We start from the raw sequence: 17,236 nt of genomic DNA, 5'->3' as shown, positions 1-17,236 counted from the left end.
CCGGCTGGAGGAGCGAGGGCCGCCGGCCGCGCGGGCTGGCGCGCGCCTACTGGAAGCGCATCAGGTTCAGGAACATGCCCTTGAGGAAGGTCGATTCGGCGCCCGCCGTCGGCGTCGTGCGCGAAACGAAGTCGAACACCTTGCCGTCCTGGAGGCCGTAGTTGGCGATGCGCTCGACCTTCTTGTTCTTGTCGAAATAGACGGCGAACACACGCTGGTCCACGACCCGCGGCTTCATGAAGGCGAGGGAGCGGTCGGTCGTCTGGGAGACATAATACCAGGCCGAGCCGCCGACGGTCGAGGTCGTCGTCGGCGTGCCGAGCAGGGTCAGCACCTGCTCCGCGGACGAGCCGACGCGCACCTGATCATAAAGCCGCGCGTCCGCCTGATAGCCATGCGTCACCGTGCCGTCATAGCCGAGGCAGCCGCCAAGGCCGAGGCAGAGCGCCGTCGCGAGAGCGATCCTGACCGGAGCGGGGCGCGTGCGCCGGGGGGTCGTCGCGTCCGGGCGGAATTTGGAGGCCAGCGCCAGCGCCATGGGTTAACTCTCCGCAGGGTGCAAGTTACGACAGACGCGCGAGGAACGGGACAAGGGCGCGAGGCCGGCGCAGGGCCGGACGGCGTTGCCTAGCCTTGGGCCGGCGCAATTGCAAGACGCGCGTGCGAAGGGCGCGCGCGTTCCGGCGCCAATCTGCCTGGCGCAGGTTAAGCCGGCGTGAACGATGCGGGCGCGCCGAAGCGCATATGGACGCGCGCGCGCGAATGGGTTAGCTGCGCGCATGTTTGCGAAATTGTTCTCCTGGCTTTCGGCGCGCGCCTCGAGCCGCCGGACCGTCGACCGCCTGCATGGCGCGATCGTCGAGGCCGCGCGCGCGCCGGCTCTGTTCCTCGACTATGGCGCGCCGGACACGCTCGAAGGCCGCTTCGAAATGTTGACGCTGCACGCCGCGCTCGCGCTGCGCCGCCTCAACGCCATGGCCGCGCCGGGGCCCGAGCTCGCGCAGGACCTCGTCGACGCGGTGTTCGCCCATTTCGACGCGACGCTGCGCGAGATGGGCGTCGGCGACCCGTCGGTGCCGAAGCGCATGAAGACCCTGGCCGAGGCCTTTCTGGGCCGCAGCCTCGCCTATGAGACGGCGCTCGGCGACGGGGCGAGGCTCGAAGCCGCGCTGAAGCGAAATGTTTATGCGGGCGCGGGCGACGCCGCCCGCCTCGCGCGTTATGCGCAGGCCGCGCGGGCCGCGCTCGACGTCGCGCCGGTCGAGGCTTTCTTCGAAGGGCGCCCGCCGTTTCCCGACCCGCTGCGCGTCGCCTGAGCCGCGAAACCATGATGAAGGCGTGAGAGAACAAGCCATGACCGACGATGACGCGCGAGAGCCGCTCATGACGCGCCCCGTCAGGCTCGCCGACGTGCCGGAGACGGGCCTTGACGTCAGGATCGAGGCCGACCCGGCCGAGCGGGCGGCGATCGCCGGCGCCGACGCGCTCGTCTCGCTCGAAAGCCTTTCCGCCGATCTGACGGTGGTCAGAAAGGGCGAGCGCAGGGCCGAGGTCTCGGGGCGGCTGCGCGCGCGCCTCACGCAGATGTGCGTCGTGACGCTCGAACCCTTCGAGACGACGCTTGAAGCCGAGATCGAGGCCCGCTTCGCCGCCGCGGCTGAAGCGCGCCGCCCGCGCGGCGGGCGTGGCGAGGCGCAGGACGCGCCGCAGGAGGCGGCGATGGACGACGCCGATCCGATCGTCAACGGCGAGATCGACCTCGGGGCGCTGGTCGAGGAGTTTTTTACGCTGAACCTCGATCCCCATCCGCGCCGGCCCGGCGCCCGATTCGACGCGGCTCAGTTTCCGGCTGAAGGCGAGGCGTCTCCCTTCGCGGCGCTCAAAGGTCTTAAAAAAGAGTAAGCGCCGGCGTGAAGGCGGGGGCGCGGGGCCTGGCGGCGCAAGATTTCTCGGTCGTGGCGCGTTTGCGCCACTATGTTCTGCGCCCTTTATCCTATATTTGATCGCGCCGGCGTCCGCACGCCGGGCAAGGCAGTTCTTGAGGCGCCCCTTGGGGCGAGGTTGATCGCGGCGCGATGACGAAAACAGTGCGCATAGCTGTCGACGCCATGGGCGGCGATTTCGGCCCTCAGGTGATGGTGCCGGGCGCCGCGCTCGCGCTCGAACGCGGGCTTGACGCCTTCTTCATCCTGTATGGCGACGAGGCGCGGATGCGTCCGCATCTCGACGCGGCGCCGGCGCTCGCCGCGGCCTCGCAGACGCGCCACACCGACGTCTTCGTGCGCATGGACGACAAGCCGGCGCAGGCGCTGCGGGCGGGGCGGCGCAACTCCTCCATGTGGCTCGCCATCGAGGCGGTCAAGAAGGGCGAAGCCGACGTCGCGCTTTCGGCCGGCAACACCGGCGCGCTGATGGCCATGGCCAAGACCTGCCTGCGCACCCTGCCGGGCGTCGACCGTCCGGCGCTCGCGGCCATGTGGCCGACCCTGCGCGGCAAGTCGATCGTGCTCGACGTCGGCGCGTCGATCGGCGCCGACGGGCGCCATCTCGTCAATCTCGCCATCATGGGCGCGGGCATGGCGCGGGCCGTGTTCGACGCGCCGCGCCCGACCGTCGGCCTGCTCAACATCGGCTCCGAGGAGATGAAGGGCGTGGACGAGGTGCGCGCCGCCTCGAAGCTCCTGCGCGCAGCGCCGCCGCCCGACTTCGACTACATCGGCTTTGTCGAAGGCGACCAGATCGGCCGCGGCGCGGCCGACGTCGTGGTGACGGAGGGCTTCGCCGGCAACATCGCCCTGAAGACCGCGGAAGGCACCGCGAGCCAGATGGGCCAGTATCTGCGCGAGGCGCTCGGCGGCGACCTCCTGTCCAAGATCGCCTATCTCCTGGCGCGGCGCGGGCTCGCCACGCTCAAGGCCAAGATGGATCCGCGCAACGTCAACGGCGGCGTCTTTCTCGGCCTCGAAGGCGCCGTGATCAAGAGCCACGGCCGGTCCGACGCCGTCGGCACCGCCAACGCCGTCGAGATCGCCTACCGCGTCGCCCATCATCAATTGCTCGGGCAGATCCGCGCCGCGCTCGCGGACGCTCACAAGGACGCGCCGGCGGGGGAGCCGGCCCGCCCGCAGCTGCGCATGGATTCCAAAGTTTGACACATCTTACGGAAGGCGGCCTCAGCTCCGTCGTCGTCGGCGTCGGCTCACGCCTGCCGAAGCGGATCGTCAGCAACGCGGATCTTCAGAAGTCGCTCGACACGAGCGACGAATGGATCGTCCAGCGCACCGGCATCCGCCAGCGCCATGTCGCGGGCGAGGACGAGCCGACCTCGAAGCTCGGCCTCGGCGCGGCGCAGGCGGCGCTCGCCGACGCCGGGCTCTCGCCCGACGACGTCGACCTCGTGATCGTCGCCACCTCGACGCCCGACCACACCTTCCCCTCGGTCGCGACGCAGATCCAGGCGGGCCTCGGCATGACCCATGGCGCGGGCTTCGACCTTCAGGCGGTGTGCTCGGGCTTCGTCTTCGCCGTCGCGACCGCCGACAAGTTCCTGCGCTCGGGCTCGCACCGGCGCGCCCTGGTGGTCGGAGCCGAAACTTTCTCGCGCCTGGTCGACTGGACCGACCGCTCGACCTGCGTCCTGTTCGGCGACGGCGCCGGCGCGATCGTGCTCGAGGCGCAAAGCCGCGAACAGGCGCAGGGCAGGGGCGTGCTGACGACCCACCTGCGCTCGGACGGACGCCACCGCGAGAAGCTTTATGTCGACGGCGGGCCCTCGACGACGCGCACGACCGGCGTGCTGCGGATGGCCGGACGCGAGGTGTTCCGCCATGCGGTCGGCATGGCGACCGACGTCGCCGAGGACGCTTTCGCCGCCACGGGGACGAACGCCGAGGATCTCGACTGGTTCGTGCCGCATCAGGCGAACCGGCGCATTATCGAAGCCTCGGCCGAAAAGCTCGGCGTCGCGCCCTCCAAAGTCGTGCTGACGGTCGATCTGCACGCCAACACCTCGGCCGCCTCGATTCCGCTCGCCCTGTCCGTGGCGAAGGCCGACGGGCGCATCAAGCGCGGCGATCTCGTGATGATCGAGGCGATGGGCGGCGGATTCACCTGGGGGGCGGCGCTGATCCGCTGGTGAGGCGAGCCGGGGCGGGGCCGGAAAACCGGCCCTTGATTTGGCGCGAAGTTCGACTAGTCTCGCCGCCGCCCCGGGAAGGACGTCATCGCCATTGAATCCGGGCACGCGCCAAACTCTTTTTTTATCAATTTGATTGGGGCGATGGACATCCGGCCGGCCTTCGATATGCTGCCCTCGCTTCAACCTACCGGCGTTCCTGTCTGGCCCGCTTCTTGAAGGATTTTGCGGCGCGGCCACGGGATACGTCCGCGCGACGCGCCATCTGCGGTCGTGAGCGGACCGCGCGAGCATGACGAGACTGCAGAATGACGAAGGTGACGGCCATAACTGCCGCGGATGAGCTTGGGGAGGCTTCGGCGCGACGAATGGTTGAAGAATTTGGAAAACCCGCCACGAACGGGCGCACGGTCACCCGCGTCGATCTCGCCGAATCGGTTTACCGCTGCGTCGGGCTGTCGCGCAAGGAATCCGCGGCGCTCGTCCAGATGGTGCTGAACGAACTCGCCGAAGCGCTGACCGAAGGCGACGCCGTGAAGCTCTCCTCCTTCGGCTCCTTCGTCGTGCGCTCGAAGTCAGAACGCGTCGGGCGCAACCCCAAGACCGGCATCGAGGTGCCGATCACCCAGCGCCGCGTGCTCGTCTTCAAGCCGTCGAGCGTTCTCAAGGCGCGCGTCAACGGCCAGGTCGCGCCAAACGAGGATTGAGGGCCGCAACCGCAGCGGGAGCCTTACGTCCCATGACCAAGAACGTCGACGCTTTCCGCACCATCAGCGAGGTGGCCGAGGAGCTCGATCTGCCGCAGCATGTGCTGCGCTTCTGGGAGACGCGCTTTCCGCAGATCAGGCCGCTGAAGCGCGCCGGCGGCCGCCGTTTCTACCGCCCCGCCGACGTCGAGATCCTGCGCGCGATCCGCCGCCTTCTTTATAATGAGGGGTATACGATTCGCGGCGTGCAGCGCATCCTCAAGGAGCAGGGCGGGCGCGCGGCGATCGTCGCGGGCGACGCGGAGCGAAGCGCCCCCTTCGCATTCGAGGGCGCGGCCGACCCCGGCGACGACGCGCCCTTCGCCGAAACGGGCGACGGCCGGCCGGAGCCGGCCGACCTTTTCGCCCCGGCCCCGGCGGTCGCCGTTCCTCCCGAATCGATCGAGCGCCTGCGCGCGGCGCTGCGCGACCTCGAGGACTGCGAGCGCCTGCTCGACGCCGTGCGCCGTCCGGCCTGAACGCCCGTCAGGACCGCGGCCCGCCCCGCGCGCGCTCAGGCCGTCCGCGTCAGGATGAAGTCGCCGAGCGCGGCGATGGCGTCGTCGGCCTCGGGCAGCAGGCCGGCCCAGATCGGATAGACATGCTGCATGTCGGCCGCGACATGGACCGCCACGTCGATCTTCGCGTCGGCGGCGCGGCGCGCAAGCGACAGCGTGTCGTCGAGCAGGGTCTCCTCGCCGCCGCAGATGACGAACATCGCCGGCAGGCCCGTAAGATCGGCGAACAGCGGCGACGCGAACGGATCGCGCGCCGGCGCGCCGCCGAGATAGCTCGCGGCCATTTCCTCGAGCGCGCGCCGGCCGCAGGTCAGGTCGCGCCCGGCGCGACTCTCATGGCTCGCGCCCGACAGGGAAAGATCCGTCCAGGGCGAAATGAGGGCGAGGCCGGCGCAGGGCGCAAGGCCCTTCTCGCGCGCGGCGAGGGCGCAGGCGAGCGCCAGCCCGCCGCCGGCCGAATCGCCCGCAAGGATCGTCCGGCCGGGTTCCGCGCCCTGCGAGATCGCCGCCTCATAGGCCGACAGCGCGTCTTCGACGGCGGCCGGGAAGGGGTGCTCGGGCGCGAGCCGATAGGCGGGGGCATAGGTTTTCGCGGCGGCGGCGTTGGCGAGATGGCCGATGGTCTTGCGCCGCGATGCGGGCGAGCCGCAGACATAGCCGCCGCCGTGAAAATAGACGATCGCCGCGCCTTCGCGTGATTCGGCCGGCTCGGCGAGAAGCCCGGCCGGCCGGCGCGGCGCCGAATAAGCGACCCCGCGCGGATCGCCGGTCATGGTTTCGGCGCGGTCGGCGGCGCGCCGGCGCATGTCGAGCGGCAGTTCGAACAGCCGCGGGCTGTTGGCGATGAAGGTCCAGAACTGACGCGCCTGTGGGCTGACCATGGCGATGTGCGAGCCTCGCGAAGAGTGGCGGAAGGGCTCATTCGCCATAGCGTGAATTTGTGCGGGCGCGAAGAGCCGTGACGCCGCGCGCGCCAAGACGATGCGGCGCATTGACTTTGGCGCGCAATCGCCCGATCTCTATAGTTTGAGCCGCAGCGGCGCGGCGCGAGAGCGCCGGCCGTCCCTGCCGCTTTTTCCGTCAGAACCCGTTCCAGTCAACAGCCAAGGAGACACCCCATTCGCCGACCCATGAAAGCGCCTCCGGTCCCGCAAAAGGAAGGGCCACGCACCAACCGTGAAATCCGCGCTCGTGAAGTCCAGTTGATCGACGCCGAAGGCCAGAACAAGGGCGTGGTCGATCTGCTGGCCGCCCTTCAGACGGCCGAAGAGGCGGGTCTCGATCTGGTCGAGATCGTGCCCAACGCCAATCCTCCGGTCTGCAAGATTCTCGATTACGGGAAATTTCGCTTCCTTGAGCAGAAGAAGTCCGCCGAGGCGCGCAAGAAGCAGAAGATCGTCGAGATCAAGGAGATCAAGCTCCGGCCCGGCATCGACGAGCATGACTACGACACCAAGATGAAAGCCGTGCGGCGCTTCTTCGAGGAAGGCGACAAGGTCAAGGTGACCCTGCGCTTCCGAGGCCGCGAAATGGCGCATCAGGACATCGGATTTCGCCTGCTCGAGCGCGTCAAGAGCGAGACCGGCGCCCTCGCCAAGGTCGAGGCCGAGCCTTCCATGGAAGGACGCCAGATGATCATGGTGCTCGCGCCCAAATAGCGCGAGCCGCCGGACGTCGTCCCGCTGACCTTGAGGACGCTTTCCGTCATGAGCCCGCGCGTTGCGTCAGGGCGAGGCCGTTTGCGTCAGAACGCGGACGTCGTCGCGCCGCCGCGAACGGCCTCGCCGGGCGCGGCGAGGGGGAGGAACGTCTCGACCACTTTCTCATAGACCGGACGTTTGAACGGGATGATGAGCCCGACGAGCTCGTCGATCCCGGCCCAGCGCCAGGCGTCGAATTCCGGCCGGCAGCCGCCGGCCGGCGCGTCGATGTTGATCTCGGCGTCGTCGCCCTCGAAGCGGAAGGCGAACCATTTCTGCCGCTGTCCCTGGAACCGGCCCTTCCAGGAGCGGCGCGAAAACTCTTCCGGGAGATCGTAGGACAGCCAGTCCGGCGATTCGGCGAGCAGGGAGACCGAGACGACGTTGGTCTCTTCGCGCAGCTCCCTGACGGCCGCCTGGAGCGGCCCTTCGCCGGAATCGATGCCGCCCTGGGGCATCTGCCATTCATGGCCGATGCGGGGGACGTCGAGGGATTTCTTGGCGCGCCGCCGGCCGACGAAGACGCGTCCTTCGCGGTTGAGGAGCATGATTCCGACGCAAGGACGATAATTGCCGGTCTGCGTCATCTGCGCGCCTCATCGCCGTTCCGGCCACGGTCGCAGGGCTCGCGCCCTAGCCCCGGCTCCTTATTGCGCGTGAACGCGCGAAGCCTTCGGCTCTGCGCGTCCTCTCGGGCGGGCCGGCGAAAGGCCCTGCGCCTCGCCGTCCCGAATTTTGCGCGCCGGCGGCCACACGGGGGCGGCCGGCGCCGGGCGCCGTCAGTTCGGCACTTTCTTCGAGTCGCTTTCCGGCGGGACGGGCGTCTTGCTGGAGGTCTTGACGCCGCGCAGGATGTCGCGGGCCGCGGCGAGCTGCTTGTCGTTCTTGGGGTCCGGCGGCACATAGGCCTGCGAGCCGCCCTTTTCATCGTCGCCGTTCTTGAGATGGCCCTTGAGCGACGCCTCGCCCTTGGTGTCGTCCTTGCCCTTGAGCTCGTCCGGCACGTCCTGCAGCACGACGACGTCGGGGTCGATGCCCTTGGCCTGGATCGAGCGGCCCGACGGGGTGTAGTAGCGCGCCGTGGTGAGGCGCACGGCGCCGTTGCTCTGGCCGAGCGGAATGATGGTCTGCACCGAGCCCTTGCCGAAGGAGCGCGTGCCCAGAATGGTCGCGCGCTTGTGGTCCTGCAGCGCGCCGGCGACGATCTCGGAGGCCGAGGCCGAACCGCCGTTGATCAGCACGACCACGGGCTTGCCTTTGGAGAGGTCGCCCGGATGGGCGTTGTAGCGCATCGTCTCGTCGGCGTTGCGGCCGCGCGTCGAGACGATCTCGCCGCGGTCGAGGAAGGCGTTCGAGACCGCGATCGACTGGTCGAGCAGGCCGCCCGGATTGTTGCGCAGGTCGAGGATATAGCCCTTGAACTTGTCGGCCGGGATCTCGCTCTGGAACTTCTTCATGGCCGCGGCGACGCCTTCGCCGGTCTGCTCGTTGAACTGGGTGATGCGGATATAGCCGATGTCGCCGTCCTCGACGTGCGAGCGCACCGACTTGATCTGGATGACGGCGCGGGTCAGCTTGACGTCCTGCGCCTCCTTGTTCGGGCCGCGCAGGATCTTCAGCGTCACCTGGGTGTTGGGCGCGCCGCGCATCTTGTCGACCGCCTGGTTCAGGGTCAGGCCCTGCACCGGCTCGCCGTCGATGGCCGAGATGACGTCGCCCGAAAGGACGCCGCCGCGCGAGGCCGGCGTGTCGTCGATCGGGGTGACGACCTTGATCAGCCCGTCCTCCTGCGTCACCTCGATGCCGAGGCCGCCGAACTCGCCGCGGGTCTGCACCTGCATGTCGCGGAAGCTTTTCGCGTCCATGTAGCTCGAATGCGGGTCGAGCGAGGTCAACATGCCGTTGATCGCCGATTCGACGAGCTTCTGCTCGTCCGGCTTCTCGACGTAGTCAGAACGGATCTTCTCGAACACGTCGCCGAAGAGATTGAGATTGCGATAGGTGTCGGAAGCGGCGGCGCGCGCCATGCCCTCCGAAATGAATCTCGTCTGCGTTCCGACCGTCGCGACGGTGGCGCCCATCACGGCGCCGAGCATGACAAGTGACGCTTTGCGCATTATCCGCGAACCTTTTGCAATTCTGGCCTCGCCCACCATGGGCTAGGGTCGATCGCCGCCCCGTCTTTCCGGAATTCGATGTAAAGAATGGGCTGCGCCGCGCCGATTGCAATGGCGGCCGCCGTTCTGGCCGCGCCGTCTCCCATCGTCGCCACAGGCTCTCCCGCCGCCAGGAACTGCCCGACGTTCACGTTGATCCGGTCCATTCCGGCAAGAATGACATAATAGCCTTGCCCGGCGTTGATGATCAAGACTTGTCCATACCCCCGGTAGGGGCCGGCGTAGGCCGCCCATCCGTCGGTCGGCGAGACGACGCCGGCGCGCGGGCGCGTCGCAAGCAGCATGCCTTTTTCAAAGCCGCCGAAGCCGTCGGGCGCGCCAAAGCCGCGCTGCGGCGTTCCCGCCGCCGGCATCGGCAGGCGTCCCTTGAGATTGGCGAAGGCCGTCGCCGGAGCGAGCCGCCCGGGATCGGCGAAGGGCGCGAGCGCGAGCTTCGTCTGGGCCTCGGGCGAGGCGGCTTCGGCGGCCTTGCGCGCCTCGTCGGCCTGGCGCGCGGCCTCGGCGGCTTTCGCCGCGGCCGCGACTTCGCTCTCCATTTTCGAGATGAGGTCCTTGAGGCTCGCCGCCTGGCGCGCAAGCTCGGCGGCGCGCGCGTTCTCGGCTCCGAGCGCCTGCTGCGCCGCGGAGAGCGACGACTGGCGCGCGTCGATCAGCGCGGCGAGCCGCTCGCGGTCGAGGGCGAGACGCGCGCGCTCGTCCGACAGGGTCTCCTTCTCGGCGGCGATCGAGCGGCGCAACTGGGTGAGGTCGGCGAGGTCGGCGGCGAGCGCCTCGGTTTCGGCGCGCATCTCGGGCAGCACCGCGCCAAGCGTCATGGAGGCGCGCAGCGCCGCGAGCAGGTCGTCCGGGGAGGCGAGCAGGGCGGGCGGCGGCTTGCGGCCCATGCGTTGCAGCGCCGCGAGAATCTCGGCGATCAGCGCGCGGCGGCTCGCAAGCGAGCGGCGGATCGCCTCCTCGCTGCCGGTCAGCGTGTCGAGACGCTGCTCCGCCTCGGCGATTTTGCGGTCGCGTTCGTCGATCTGGCGCGCGAGATCGACCAGCGTTTCGGTCAGCCGCGCCCGGTCTTCGCGCAGCGCCGCGGCCTCGGCCTCGATCCTGGCGCGCTGCGCCTGCGAGGCGCCGAGCGTGTCCTCCATGCCGCGCAGTTCGAGCTTGCGGCCTTCGAGATCTTCGGGCGCCGCGGGCTTGCGCGCCGCGCCCTCGTCCTGCGCGCCCGCGGCGACGGCTCTGCCGGGGTCGCCCGCGCCCGCCGCGCAAAGGGCCAGCGCGGCGCACAGGCGCAGTCCGGCGAGCGATCCGGCAAGCGACCCGAAAAGTCGCCAGGACGGTCGCGTCGACGAGGTCGGGGCAGCCGTCGGCGCCGCGCGCATTCCCCTGTGTCTCCTTTTGGCGCCGGTCCCTGCGACGCCGGTCGGGGCGCCGCGGCGATCATCGGCGATCACGGCGGCGGAGGAAAGCCGGAACGCCGGCCGTCCGCAAGTCAGAAGGTCGGGAGCCTCGTCGTGGCGCGAAAAATTTCGCTCAGTCGCGGTGATAGGGATGGCCGCCGAGAATGGTCATGGCGCGGTAGATCTGTTCGGCCGCCATGATCCGCGCGAGCTGGTGCGGAAGGGTCATGCGCCCGAAGGACACGAGCCGCGCGGCGGCTTTCGCGTCGTCGCCAAGGCCGTCCGGCCCGCCGATCAGCAATGTGAGCGCGCCCGCGCCCGAATCACGCACGGCTCCGATCAGGGCGGCGAATTCGCGGCTCGTCGGGGTTTCGCCCTTTTCGTCGAGCGCGAAAATGGCGCCGGACGCCGCGGCGAGCAGAGCCCTGGCTTCGGCCGCCTTGCGCGCGGCGGCGTCGCGCGCGCGGCTTTCGTCGAGTTCGCGCGCCTCGATCCTGGAGAAGCCGAGCGGGCGCCCGGCGGCGGCGGCGCGGTCAAGATAGCGCGCGGCGAGGTCGCGCTCAGCGCCGGCCCTGGCGCGCCCGACGCAGAGGAGAAGCAGCCGCATGGCGCCAGAGGGGCAGGAGCCGAAGGGTCAGGCGCGCAGTTCGCCCGGCCGGCCGACGCCCCACAGCTTTTCGAGATTGTAGAACTGGCGCACTTCCGGGCGGAAGATGTGCATGATGACGTCTCCGCCGTCGATCAGCACCCAGTCCGCGGCCGGGAGGCCCTCGACGCGCGGCGTGACTCCGGCCTCCTTGAACGCCTTGACGACGCGGTCCGCGAGCGCCCCGACATGCATGTTGGAGCGTCCGGTGGCGATCACCATGACGTCGGCGAGGGAGGTTTTTCCGTGCAGATCGATGGAGACGACGTCTTCGGCCTTGCCGTCGTCGAGAGCCGTCAGGATATCCCGCACGAGCGTTCCGGCTTGCGGTCGAGGCTGACCGGAGACCGGGGGAAGCGGCTGCGCGGCCGCTTCGACGGAAATCATGGGCGTCAGTTTGCGATCCTCTTGCACCGCTCGGCCATTGCGCCGAAAGCAAAACTTAAGATGGCGTAAATCCAGTCGATTTGCAATATTGCGCGGCGCGTCCGCCGCCCGGACGGGCGCCCGGCCGGCGCGGACGCGCCGGATCAGCGCCGCCGCGCCGAAGCCTGCGCCGCCTCATGCAGGGCGAGCGCCGAGGCGTAAGCGTCGAGCGTCTGGGTCCACATCCGCTCCATCGAGAAGCGCGTCTCGACATGCGCCCGCGCGCGCAGGCTCAGGCGGTCGCGCGCGCTGGCGCCGAGCGAGAGCGCCTCGCGCAGGGCCGCCGCGAAGCCGTCGGCGTCGTCGAGCGGGACCCGCCAGCCGGTGCGGCGCGCCGCGTCCGTCTCGGGCGGCGCGAGAATCGATTCGGCGGCGGCGCCGTCTCCGGCGGTCAGCACGGCGGCGCCCATCGCCTCCGCCTCAAGGGCCAGCGCGCAATAGGCCTCAAGATCACGCGTGGCCGTGACGACCGCGGCTGCGGCGAGCAGCGCCGCGGGACGGTCGTCGCCGAGCGCCGCGCCGCGCCCCGCGCCCTGGAGGCCGGCGGCCTTTAGCGCCGCCTGCGCCCGCAGCCCCGCGTCCGCGCCTTCAAGGACAAGCACGATCCGCACGCCGGCGAGGCAGGGGTCGCCGGCTTCGGCGAGCCGTCGGAAGGCCGAGAGCGCAGGCCTGGCGTCCTCGGCGTCGCGGGCGGCGACAAGGGCGAGACGCGCGTCGGGCGGCGCCTCCCACAGCCGTCGCGCCGCCTGAACCCGAAGCGGCGCGACGCCGCGCGGCGAGAACTGGCGGCAGTCCACGCCGCCGACCACCACATGCGCCCGGCGCGCCGCGGCGGGATAAAGCCGCGCCAGCTCCTGCGCCGCGGCGGTCGAGCCGACGATCACCGCGTCGCCTTCGGCCATCACCGACCCATAGCGCAGCGCGAGCGGGCCGCCGCGGGCGTAGGCGCTCTGGAAGGAGGTGACGAAAGGGATTTTCACGAGCCGCGTCGCGCCGCGCGCCGACCAGGCGGCGCCGCGTGAACGGGCGTGCACAAGGTCGACGCGCTCGGTCCGCGCGAGCCGCGCCAGCCGGCGCACGTTGAGGACGAGGCTCAGCGGATTGGCGGCGTCGGCCGGAAATGGCGTAAACAGGCCGCCGCGAGCCTGCAGTTCGGGCACGAGCCGCCCGCCGCGCGCCGCGACCAGCGCCTGCGCGCCGACGCGCACCAGCGCCGCCGCGATCTCGATCGTCGCTCGCGCGCCGGGGTCGTCCTCGAGATCGGGGGTGATCTGGAGCACGGTGGCGCCGGAGAGCGGATGCGCGGTTCCGCCACGGAAGGGTGAGCTTGAGCCTGAGGACATGCGTCGGAAACGGGCTTCGGCGCGAGAAGGAAAAGGCGGTCGACGACCGGACGCAGGATAATGATAAAATCTGAACAATCTTTTCCCGCGCGCGCCCAGTCCTCAGTCGCGCGCGCTCATGGCGCCGGCGACGAGGCGCGGAGCTTCATGGCGGGCGCGGGAGAGACGGCGCGCAGGCTCGCCTGTCGCCGCCTCGCCGCGCGCCCCGGCGTCGAGGCGGCGGGCGTGGTCTTTCTTGGCGGCTTCCGCTCGAACATGCGCGGCGAGAAGGCGAGTTTTCTCGCCGCGAAGGCTCTGGAGACGGGGCGCGCCTTCCTGCGCTTCGACTATTCCGGCCATGGCGACTCCGGCGGCCGCTTCGAGGACGGGACGATCGGCCGGTGGCTCGACGAAAGCCTCGCCCTGATCCGCGGCCTGACCGAGGGGCCGCAGATTCTCGTCGGCTCCTCGATGGGCGGCTGGCTCGCGCTGCTCGCCGCGCGGGCGCTCGCCGGCGCCGGCGAGGCGGATCGGCTCGCGGGCCTCGTGCTGGCCGCGCCGGCGGTCGACATGACCGAGGCGCTGATCTGCGAGCGCATGAGCGCCGCGCAGCGCCGCGAGCTCGCCGAGACGGGCGTCTTTTTGCGCCCCTCGCGCTATGGCGACGGGCCCTATCCGGTCGGCGCGGGCTTTCTGGAGGAGGGGCGGCGGCATCTTCTGTTCGGCGCGACGGTGCGCAGCCATTGCCCGGTCCATATCGTGCAGGGCATGCAGGACGAGGACGCGCCCTATCGCCACGCGCTGAAGCTGGTCGAGCACATGCCGGCCGACCCCGTGACCCTGACGCTGGCGAGGGACGGCGGCCACAGGCTGTCGCGGCCGCAGGATCTGGCGCTGATCTGGGCGGCGGTCGAGGGGATCGAGGCGCTAGAGTCTCGACAAATCCCGTCGTCTCCTGTATGAGGCCGCCTTCAAATGAAAACAGCGTTCCGAAACGCTCGCCGCGCAAGCGGCGAAACGGCAAGGTCAAACTCATGAACATCATCGAACAGCTCGAAGCCGAGCAGGCGGCGAAGCTCTCGGCCGGCAGGACGATCCCCGACTTCCAGCCCGGCGACACGGTGGTCGTCAACGTCAAGGTCAAGGAAGGCGAGCGCACCCGCGTGCAGGCCTATGAGGGCGTGTGCATCGCCCGCAACGGCGGCGGCCTCAACGAGAGCGTCACGGTTCGCAAGATTTCCTATGGCGAGGGCGTCGAGCGCGTCTTCCCGATCTATTCGCCGAACATCGACTCGATCAAGGTCGTGCGCCGCGGCAAGGTGCGCCGCGCCAAGCTCTATTACCTGCGCGACCGCCGCGGCAAATCGGCCCGCATCGCCGAAAAGATGGAGTCGCCGGCCCAGAAGGCGCAGCGCGAGGCCGCCAAGAAGGAGGCCAAGGCCGCCAAGAAGAAGGCCGCGCCCGCCGCCGAATAAGGCCGGCGCCCGCGCCCCGCAGCCGGGGCGCCCGCCCTTGGCGCGCGCGAAATCTCGGGCCGGACGGCTTTCGCCCGGCCGCGGGGCGTCCTGCTAGCGCAGCGGCCCGTTCAAAATCCAGCGATGGCCGAACGGGTCGCGGAAGGTCGCGAAGCGCGTGCCCCAGAAGCTTTTCGTGGGCGCCGTCTCGGCCTTGCCGCCGAGCGACGTGGCTCTGGCGAACACTTCGTCCACGTCGTCGGCCTTGTCGAATTCGAGGCTGACCGAAGTGGTGACGAGCTCGCCCGGCACCGACATGCGCGTATGGCCGAGCTCGGGAAAGGCGTCGGCGAGCATCACGGCGCCGCCGTTGATCGCCAGCTCGCAATGCATGATGCGCAGACCGTCGAAGGCCGGCATGATCGATTTCTGCTTCGCGCCGAACACCGCAGTGTAATAGGCGATCGCCGCCAGCGCGGGCGAAACGGTGAGATAAGGCGCGACGGGGGGGCGCATCTGCTTCTCCGCGCTTATATGCAGCCGCAGGGGCGGGGCATTCGGCTTGTGTGCGGGCGTAACCTACTTGCCCGCCTCCCCGCTTGCGAGCGACTTTTCGTCGGCCGCGCAGATATTTTGTTTGAGGACCGCGCTTCCGGCGCATCACGGACAGGGACAATGGCCAAGCCGCGCACGCTCTACGACAAGATCTGGGACGAACATCTGGTCCATGAGGCGCCGGACGGATCGAGCCTCATCTATATCGACCGCCATCTCGTGCATGAGGTGACGAGCCCGCAGGCCTTCGAGGGGCTTCGCGCCGCCGGGCGCAAGCTGCGCGCGCCGCAAAAGACCCTCGCCGTCGTCGACCACAACGTGCCCACGACCGACCGCAGCCTGCCGATCGCCGATCCCGAGAGCCGCGCGCAGGTCGAGCAGCTCGCGATCAACGCGAAGGAGTTCGGCGTCCAGTATTTCAACGAGCATGACCGCCGTCAGGGCGTCGTGCATATCATCGGGCCGGAGCAGGGCTTCACCCTGCCGGGCGCGACCATCGTCTGCGGCGACAGCCACACCTCGACGCACGGCGCGTTCGGGGCCCTCGCCCATGGCATCGGCACCTCCGAGGTCGAGCATGTGCTCGCGACCCAGACGCTGATCCAGACCCGGGCGAAGAACATGCGCGTCACCGTCGACGGCGTCGCGCCGGAGGGGGTCGGCGCGAAGGACATCATCCTCGCCATCATCGGCGAGATCGGCACGGCCGGCGGCACCGGCCATGTCATCGAATACGCCGGCGAAGCGATCCGCGCCCTGTCGATGGAAGGCCGCATGACGGTCTGCAACATGAGCATCGAGGGCGGCGCGCGCGCCGGCCTCGTCGCCCCCGATGAAAAGACCTTCGCCTTCCTCAAGGGCCGGCCGATGGCTCCAAAGGGCGAGGCCTGGGAGCGCGCGGTCGCGCACTGGCGCACGCTCCACACCGACGAAGGCGCGCATTTCGACCGCGAAATCCGTCTCGACGCCGCGCTGCTGCCGCCGATCGTCACCTGGGGCACTTCGCCTGAGGACGTCGCGACGGTGACGGGCGAGGTGCCGAGGGTCGATTCGGGCGCGACCGAAGCCAAGCGCGCCTCGATCGCCCGCGCGCTCGACTATATGGGCCTCAAGGGCGGCGAGAAAATCACCGACATTCCGATCGACCGCGTGTTCATCGGCTCCTGCACCAACGGCCGCATCGAGGATCTGCGCGCCGCCGCCGCGATGGTCGCCGGCAAGCATATCGCCGCTCATGTCAACGGCATCGTCGTGCCGGGCTCCGGCCTCGTGAAAGAGCAGGCGGAGGCCGAGGGGCTCGACGCCGTGTTCCGCGAGGCGGGGTTTGAATGGCGCGAGCCCGGCTGCTCCATGTGCCTCGCCATGAACCCCGACCGGCTTGAGCCCGGCCAGCGCTGCGCCTCGACCTCGAACCGCAATTTCGAGGGCCGGCAGGGCTTCAAGGGCCGCACCCATCTCGTCTCGCCGGCCATGGCCGCCGCGGCGGGCGTCGCCGGCCGCTTCGTCGACATCCGCAACTGGCGTTGAACAGGGCCGGCTTTCGCCACAGACGGAAAAAGGCGCTCCGCGAGGAGCGCCTTTTTCCTTTGCTGATTTTGACCGTCCGAAGGGCCGGCGCTTTCGCGCTCAGCAGGCGCTTTCGATCCGGTAGCCGTCGGGCGTGACGACGCCGCGATAGCGGCAGCCGCCGAAGGAGCCCGAAAAGCGCAGCGGCGCGGCGCCCGGCTGGACTGCCGGGGCGACAGGCCAGCGCGCGGCGTAGATCTGTCCACGCGCTTGGGGCGCCGGCTCGCGCCCGCCATGGCGCCGCTCGGCGGCGGCGACGCGGGTCTGGCGCGTGCGCGGCTCAAACGCCTTGCGCGGCGCGGGCTTCGCCGCGGGCTCCATCGCCGGCTTCTGCGGCGGCCGCGGCGCGGCGGCGGCGGATTCGGGCGCGGCGACGGGTTTTGGCGCGGCGACATGGCCGCTGACCGCCGGCTCCGCGAGAACGGGCGCGGCAAGAGGCGGCTCCGCGAGCGGCGGCGCGGCGAGCGGCGGCGCGACCGGCGCGCGGTCGGCGGCGAGCGGGGCGGGCGCGGCGGCGGGCTCCATGGCCGCGACTTCGGAGGCGGCCTCACTCGAGGCCGGCGCTGCGTCGGGGACGCTCGGCCGGGCCGCGGCCAGAACGTC

The 17,236-nt window shown here is 70.1% G+C and carries 19 protein-coding genes and 1 pseudogene; 10 read left to right on the top strand and 10 right to left on the bottom strand.

The annotated features are described in order from the left end of the window. Positions 1–46: 46 nt before the first annotated feature. Positions 47–538, bottom strand: coding sequence for an outer membrane protein assembly factor BamE (locus ACILRB_RS07150; protein ID WP_395665608.1), 492 nt, complete (start codon positions 536–538; stop codon positions 47–49). A gap of 241 nt (positions 539–779) precedes the next feature. On the opposite strand from ACILRB_RS07150, the gene ACILRB_RS07145 reads away from it, so the two are divergent. The 6 genes from ACILRB_RS07145 to ACILRB_RS07120 all read left to right on the top strand — a co-directional run bounded on the left by ACILRB_RS07145 (position 780) and on the right by ACILRB_RS07120 (position 5,360). Further along, a complete protein-coding gene (locus ACILRB_RS07145; RefSeq protein ID WP_395665607.1) occupies positions 780–1,316 on the top strand; it encodes a ubiquinol-cytochrome C chaperone family protein in 537 nt (178 codons plus the stop codon). 37 nt (positions 1,317–1,353) lie between these two features. Further along, on the top strand, positions 1,354–1,902 hold the full coding sequence (locus ACILRB_RS07140) for a YceD family protein (protein ID WP_395665606.1): 549 nt from the start codon (positions 1,354–1,356) through the stop codon (positions 1,900–1,902). Positions 1,903–2,075: 173 nt separating this feature from the next. Then, on the top strand, positions 2,076–3,152 hold the full coding sequence (gene plsX, locus ACILRB_RS07135; protein ID WP_395665605.1) for a phosphate acyltransferase PlsX: 1,077 nt from the start codon (positions 2,076–2,078) through the stop codon (positions 3,150–3,152). After that, positions 3,149–4,138 carry a beta-ketoacyl-ACP synthase III gene (locus ACILRB_RS07130; protein ID WP_395665604.1) on the top strand — a complete coding sequence of 330 codons (990 nt, stop codon included), beginning with the start codon at positions 3,149–3,151 and terminating at the stop codon, positions 4,136–4,138. Before plsX ends, ACILRB_RS07130 begins: the two co-directional genes overlap by 4 nt. A gap of 365 nt (positions 4,139–4,503) precedes the next feature. After that, a complete protein-coding gene (locus tag ACILRB_RS07125; protein WP_395665603.1) occupies positions 4,504–4,842 on the top strand; it encodes an integration host factor subunit alpha in 339 nt (112 codons plus the stop codon). Between the two features lie 32 nt (positions 4,843–4,874). Beyond that, the gene (locus ACILRB_RS07120) at positions 4,875–5,360 is read left to right on the top strand and encodes a MerR family transcriptional regulator (protein WP_395665602.1); all 486 of its coding nucleotides are present in this window, start codon (positions 4,875–4,877) and stop codon (positions 5,358–5,360) included. Positions 5,361–5,395: 35 nt separating this feature from the next. On the opposite strand, the gene ACILRB_RS07115 is transcribed toward ACILRB_RS07120, so the two are convergent. Then, positions 5,396–6,328, bottom strand: coding sequence for an alpha/beta hydrolase (locus ACILRB_RS07115; RefSeq protein WP_395665601.1), 933 nt, complete (start codon positions 6,326–6,328; stop codon positions 5,396–5,398). A 201-nt stretch (positions 6,329–6,529) separates the two neighbouring features. On the opposite strand from ACILRB_RS07115, the gene infC reads away from it, so the two are divergent. Beyond that, the gene (gene infC, locus ACILRB_RS07110) at positions 6,530–7,057 is read left to right on the top strand and encodes a translation initiation factor IF-3 (protein ID WP_395665600.1); all 528 of its coding nucleotides are present in this window, start codon (positions 6,530–6,532) and stop codon (positions 7,055–7,057) included. An 86-nt stretch (positions 7,058–7,143) separates the two neighbouring features. Here the strand turns inward: infC and ACILRB_RS07105 are convergent, their stop codons facing one another. From ACILRB_RS07105 to ACILRB_RS07080, 6 genes are all read right to left on the bottom strand, one after another. After that, a complete protein-coding gene (locus ACILRB_RS07105) occupies positions 7,144–7,686 on the bottom strand; it encodes an RNA pyrophosphohydrolase (protein ID WP_395665599.1) in 543 nt (180 codons plus the stop codon). Positions 7,687–7,878: 192 nt separating this feature from the next. Next, complete coding sequence (locus ACILRB_RS07100; protein WP_395665598.1) at positions 7,879–9,216, bottom strand: S41 family peptidase; 1,338 nt, start codon at positions 9,214–9,216, stop codon at positions 7,879–7,881. Beyond that, positions 9,216–10,646, bottom strand: coding sequence for a murein hydrolase activator EnvC family protein (locus ACILRB_RS07095; RefSeq protein ID WP_395665597.1), 1,431 nt, complete (start codon positions 10,644–10,646; stop codon positions 9,216–9,218). Before ACILRB_RS07095 ends, ACILRB_RS07100 begins: the two co-directional genes overlap by 1 nt. A 151-nt stretch (positions 10,647–10,797) precedes the next feature. Continuing rightward, positions 10,798–11,271 carry a 23S rRNA (pseudouridine(1915)-N(3))-methyltransferase RlmH gene (gene rlmH, locus ACILRB_RS07090; RefSeq protein WP_395665596.1) on the bottom strand — a complete coding sequence of 158 codons (474 nt, stop codon included), beginning with the start codon at positions 11,269–11,271 and terminating at the stop codon, positions 10,798–10,800. Positions 11,272–11,298: 27 nt separating this feature from the next. After that, positions 11,299–11,697, bottom strand: coding sequence for a ribosome silencing factor (gene rsfS, locus ACILRB_RS07085; RefSeq protein ID WP_395665595.1), 399 nt, complete (start codon positions 11,695–11,697; stop codon positions 11,299–11,301). Positions 11,698–11,840: 143 nt separating this feature from the next. Then, on the bottom strand, positions 11,841–13,016 hold the full coding sequence (locus tag ACILRB_RS07080) for a glycosyltransferase (protein ID WP_395665594.1): 1,176 nt from the start codon (positions 13,014–13,016) through the stop codon (positions 11,841–11,843). 210 nt (positions 13,017–13,226) lie between these two features. Here ACILRB_RS07080 and ACILRB_RS07075 point away from each other — a divergent pair, with 210 nt between their 5' ends. After that, positions 13,227–14,021, top strand: a complete 795-nt coding sequence (locus ACILRB_RS07075; protein ID WP_395665593.1) for an alpha/beta hydrolase — start codon at positions 13,227–13,229, stop codon at positions 14,019–14,021. A gap of 71 nt (positions 14,022–14,092) precedes the next feature. Continuing rightward, positions 14,093–14,533, top strand: coding sequence for a 50S ribosomal protein L19 (gene rplS / locus ACILRB_RS07070; protein WP_395665592.1), 441 nt, complete (start codon positions 14,093–14,095; stop codon positions 14,531–14,533). A 93-nt stretch (positions 14,534–14,626) separates the two neighbouring features. Here rplS and ACILRB_RS07065 read toward each other — a convergent pair whose 3' ends face one another. Then, positions 14,627–15,028, bottom strand: a complete 402-nt coding sequence (locus ACILRB_RS07065; RefSeq protein WP_395665591.1) for a VOC family protein — start codon at positions 15,026–15,028, stop codon at positions 14,627–14,629. Positions 15,029–15,187: 159 nt separating this feature from the next. Here ACILRB_RS07065 and leuC point away from each other — a divergent pair, with 159 nt between their 5' ends. Further along, positions 15,188–16,594, top strand: a complete 1,407-nt coding sequence (gene leuC, locus ACILRB_RS07060) for a 3-isopropylmalate dehydratase large subunit (protein ID WP_395665590.1) — start codon at positions 15,188–15,190, stop codon at positions 16,592–16,594. Positions 16,595–16,693: 99 nt separating this feature from the next. Here leuC and ACILRB_RS07055 read toward each other — a convergent pair. Beyond that, positions 16,694–17,236 (bottom strand): annotated as a pseudogene (locus ACILRB_RS07055) (hypothetical protein); the annotation flags it as partial.

It is taken from the genome of Methylocella sp. (assembly GCF_044226135.1).
Classification (GTDB): Bacteria; Pseudomonadota; Alphaproteobacteria; order Rhizobiales; family Beijerinckiaceae; genus Methylocapsa.
This window is presented reverse-complemented; position numbering and strand designations above follow the sequence as displayed.

Excerpts from the sequence above, each read along its gene's own strand:
- ACILRB_RS07120 (WP_395665602.1), top strand. The coding sequence starts at position 4,875 with ATGACCAAGAACGTCGACGCTTTCCGCACCATCAGCGAGGTGGCCGAG.
- ACILRB_RS07140 (WP_395665606.1), top strand. The coding sequence starts at position 1,354 with ATGACCGACGATGACGCGCGAGAGCCGCTCATGACGCGCCCCGTCAGG.
- leuC (WP_395665590.1), top strand. The coding sequence starts at position 15,188 with ATGGCCAAGCCGCGCACGCTCTACGACAAGATCTGGGACGAACATCTG.
- ACILRB_RS07075 (WP_395665593.1), top strand. The coding sequence starts at position 13,227 with ATGGCGGGCGCGGGAGAGACGGCGCGCAGGCTCGCCTGTCGCCGCCTC.
- ACILRB_RS07150 (WP_395665608.1), bottom strand. The coding sequence starts at position 538 with ATGGCGCTGGCGCTGGCCTCCAAATTCCGCCCGGACGCGACGACCCCC.
- ACILRB_RS07125 (WP_395665603.1), top strand. The coding sequence starts at position 4,504 with ATGGTTGAAGAATTTGGAAAACCCGCCACGAACGGGCGCACGGTCACC.
- rlmH (WP_395665596.1), bottom strand. The coding sequence starts at position 11,271 with ATGCGGCTGCTTCTCCTCTGCGTCGGGCGCGCCAGGGCCGGCGCTGAG.
- ACILRB_RS07065 (WP_395665591.1), bottom strand. The coding sequence starts at position 15,028 with ATGCGCCCCCCCGTCGCGCCTTATCTCACCGTTTCGCCCGCGCTGGCG.
- ACILRB_RS07145 (WP_395665607.1), top strand. The coding sequence starts at position 780 with ATGTTTGCGAAATTGTTCTCCTGGCTTTCGGCGCGCGCCTCGAGCCGC.
- plsX (WP_395665605.1), top strand. The coding sequence starts at position 2,076 with ATGACGAAAACAGTGCGCATAGCTGTCGACGCCATGGGCGGCGATTTC.
- rplS (WP_395665592.1), top strand. The coding sequence starts at position 14,093 with ATGAACATCATCGAACAGCTCGAAGCCGAGCAGGCGGCGAAGCTCTCG.
- ACILRB_RS07115 (WP_395665601.1), bottom strand. The coding sequence starts at position 6,328 with ATGGCGAATGAGCCCTTCCGCCACTCTTCGCGAGGCTCGCACATCGCC.
- ACILRB_RS07100 (WP_395665598.1), bottom strand. The coding sequence starts at position 9,216 with ATGCGCAAAGCGTCACTTGTCATGCTCGGCGCCGTGATGGGCGCCACC.
- ACILRB_RS07105 (WP_395665599.1), bottom strand. The coding sequence starts at position 7,686 with ATGACGCAGACCGGCAATTATCGTCCTTGCGTCGGAATCATGCTCCTC.
- ACILRB_RS07095 (WP_395665597.1), bottom strand. The coding sequence starts at position 10,646 with ATGCGCGCGGCGCCGACGGCTGCCCCGACCTCGTCGACGCGACCGTCC.
- infC (WP_395665600.1), top strand. The coding sequence starts at position 6,530 with ATGAAAGCGCCTCCGGTCCCGCAAAAGGAAGGGCCACGCACCAACCGT.
- rsfS (WP_395665595.1), bottom strand. The coding sequence starts at position 11,697 with ATGATTTCCGTCGAAGCGGCCGCGCAGCCGCTTCCCCCGGTCTCCGGT.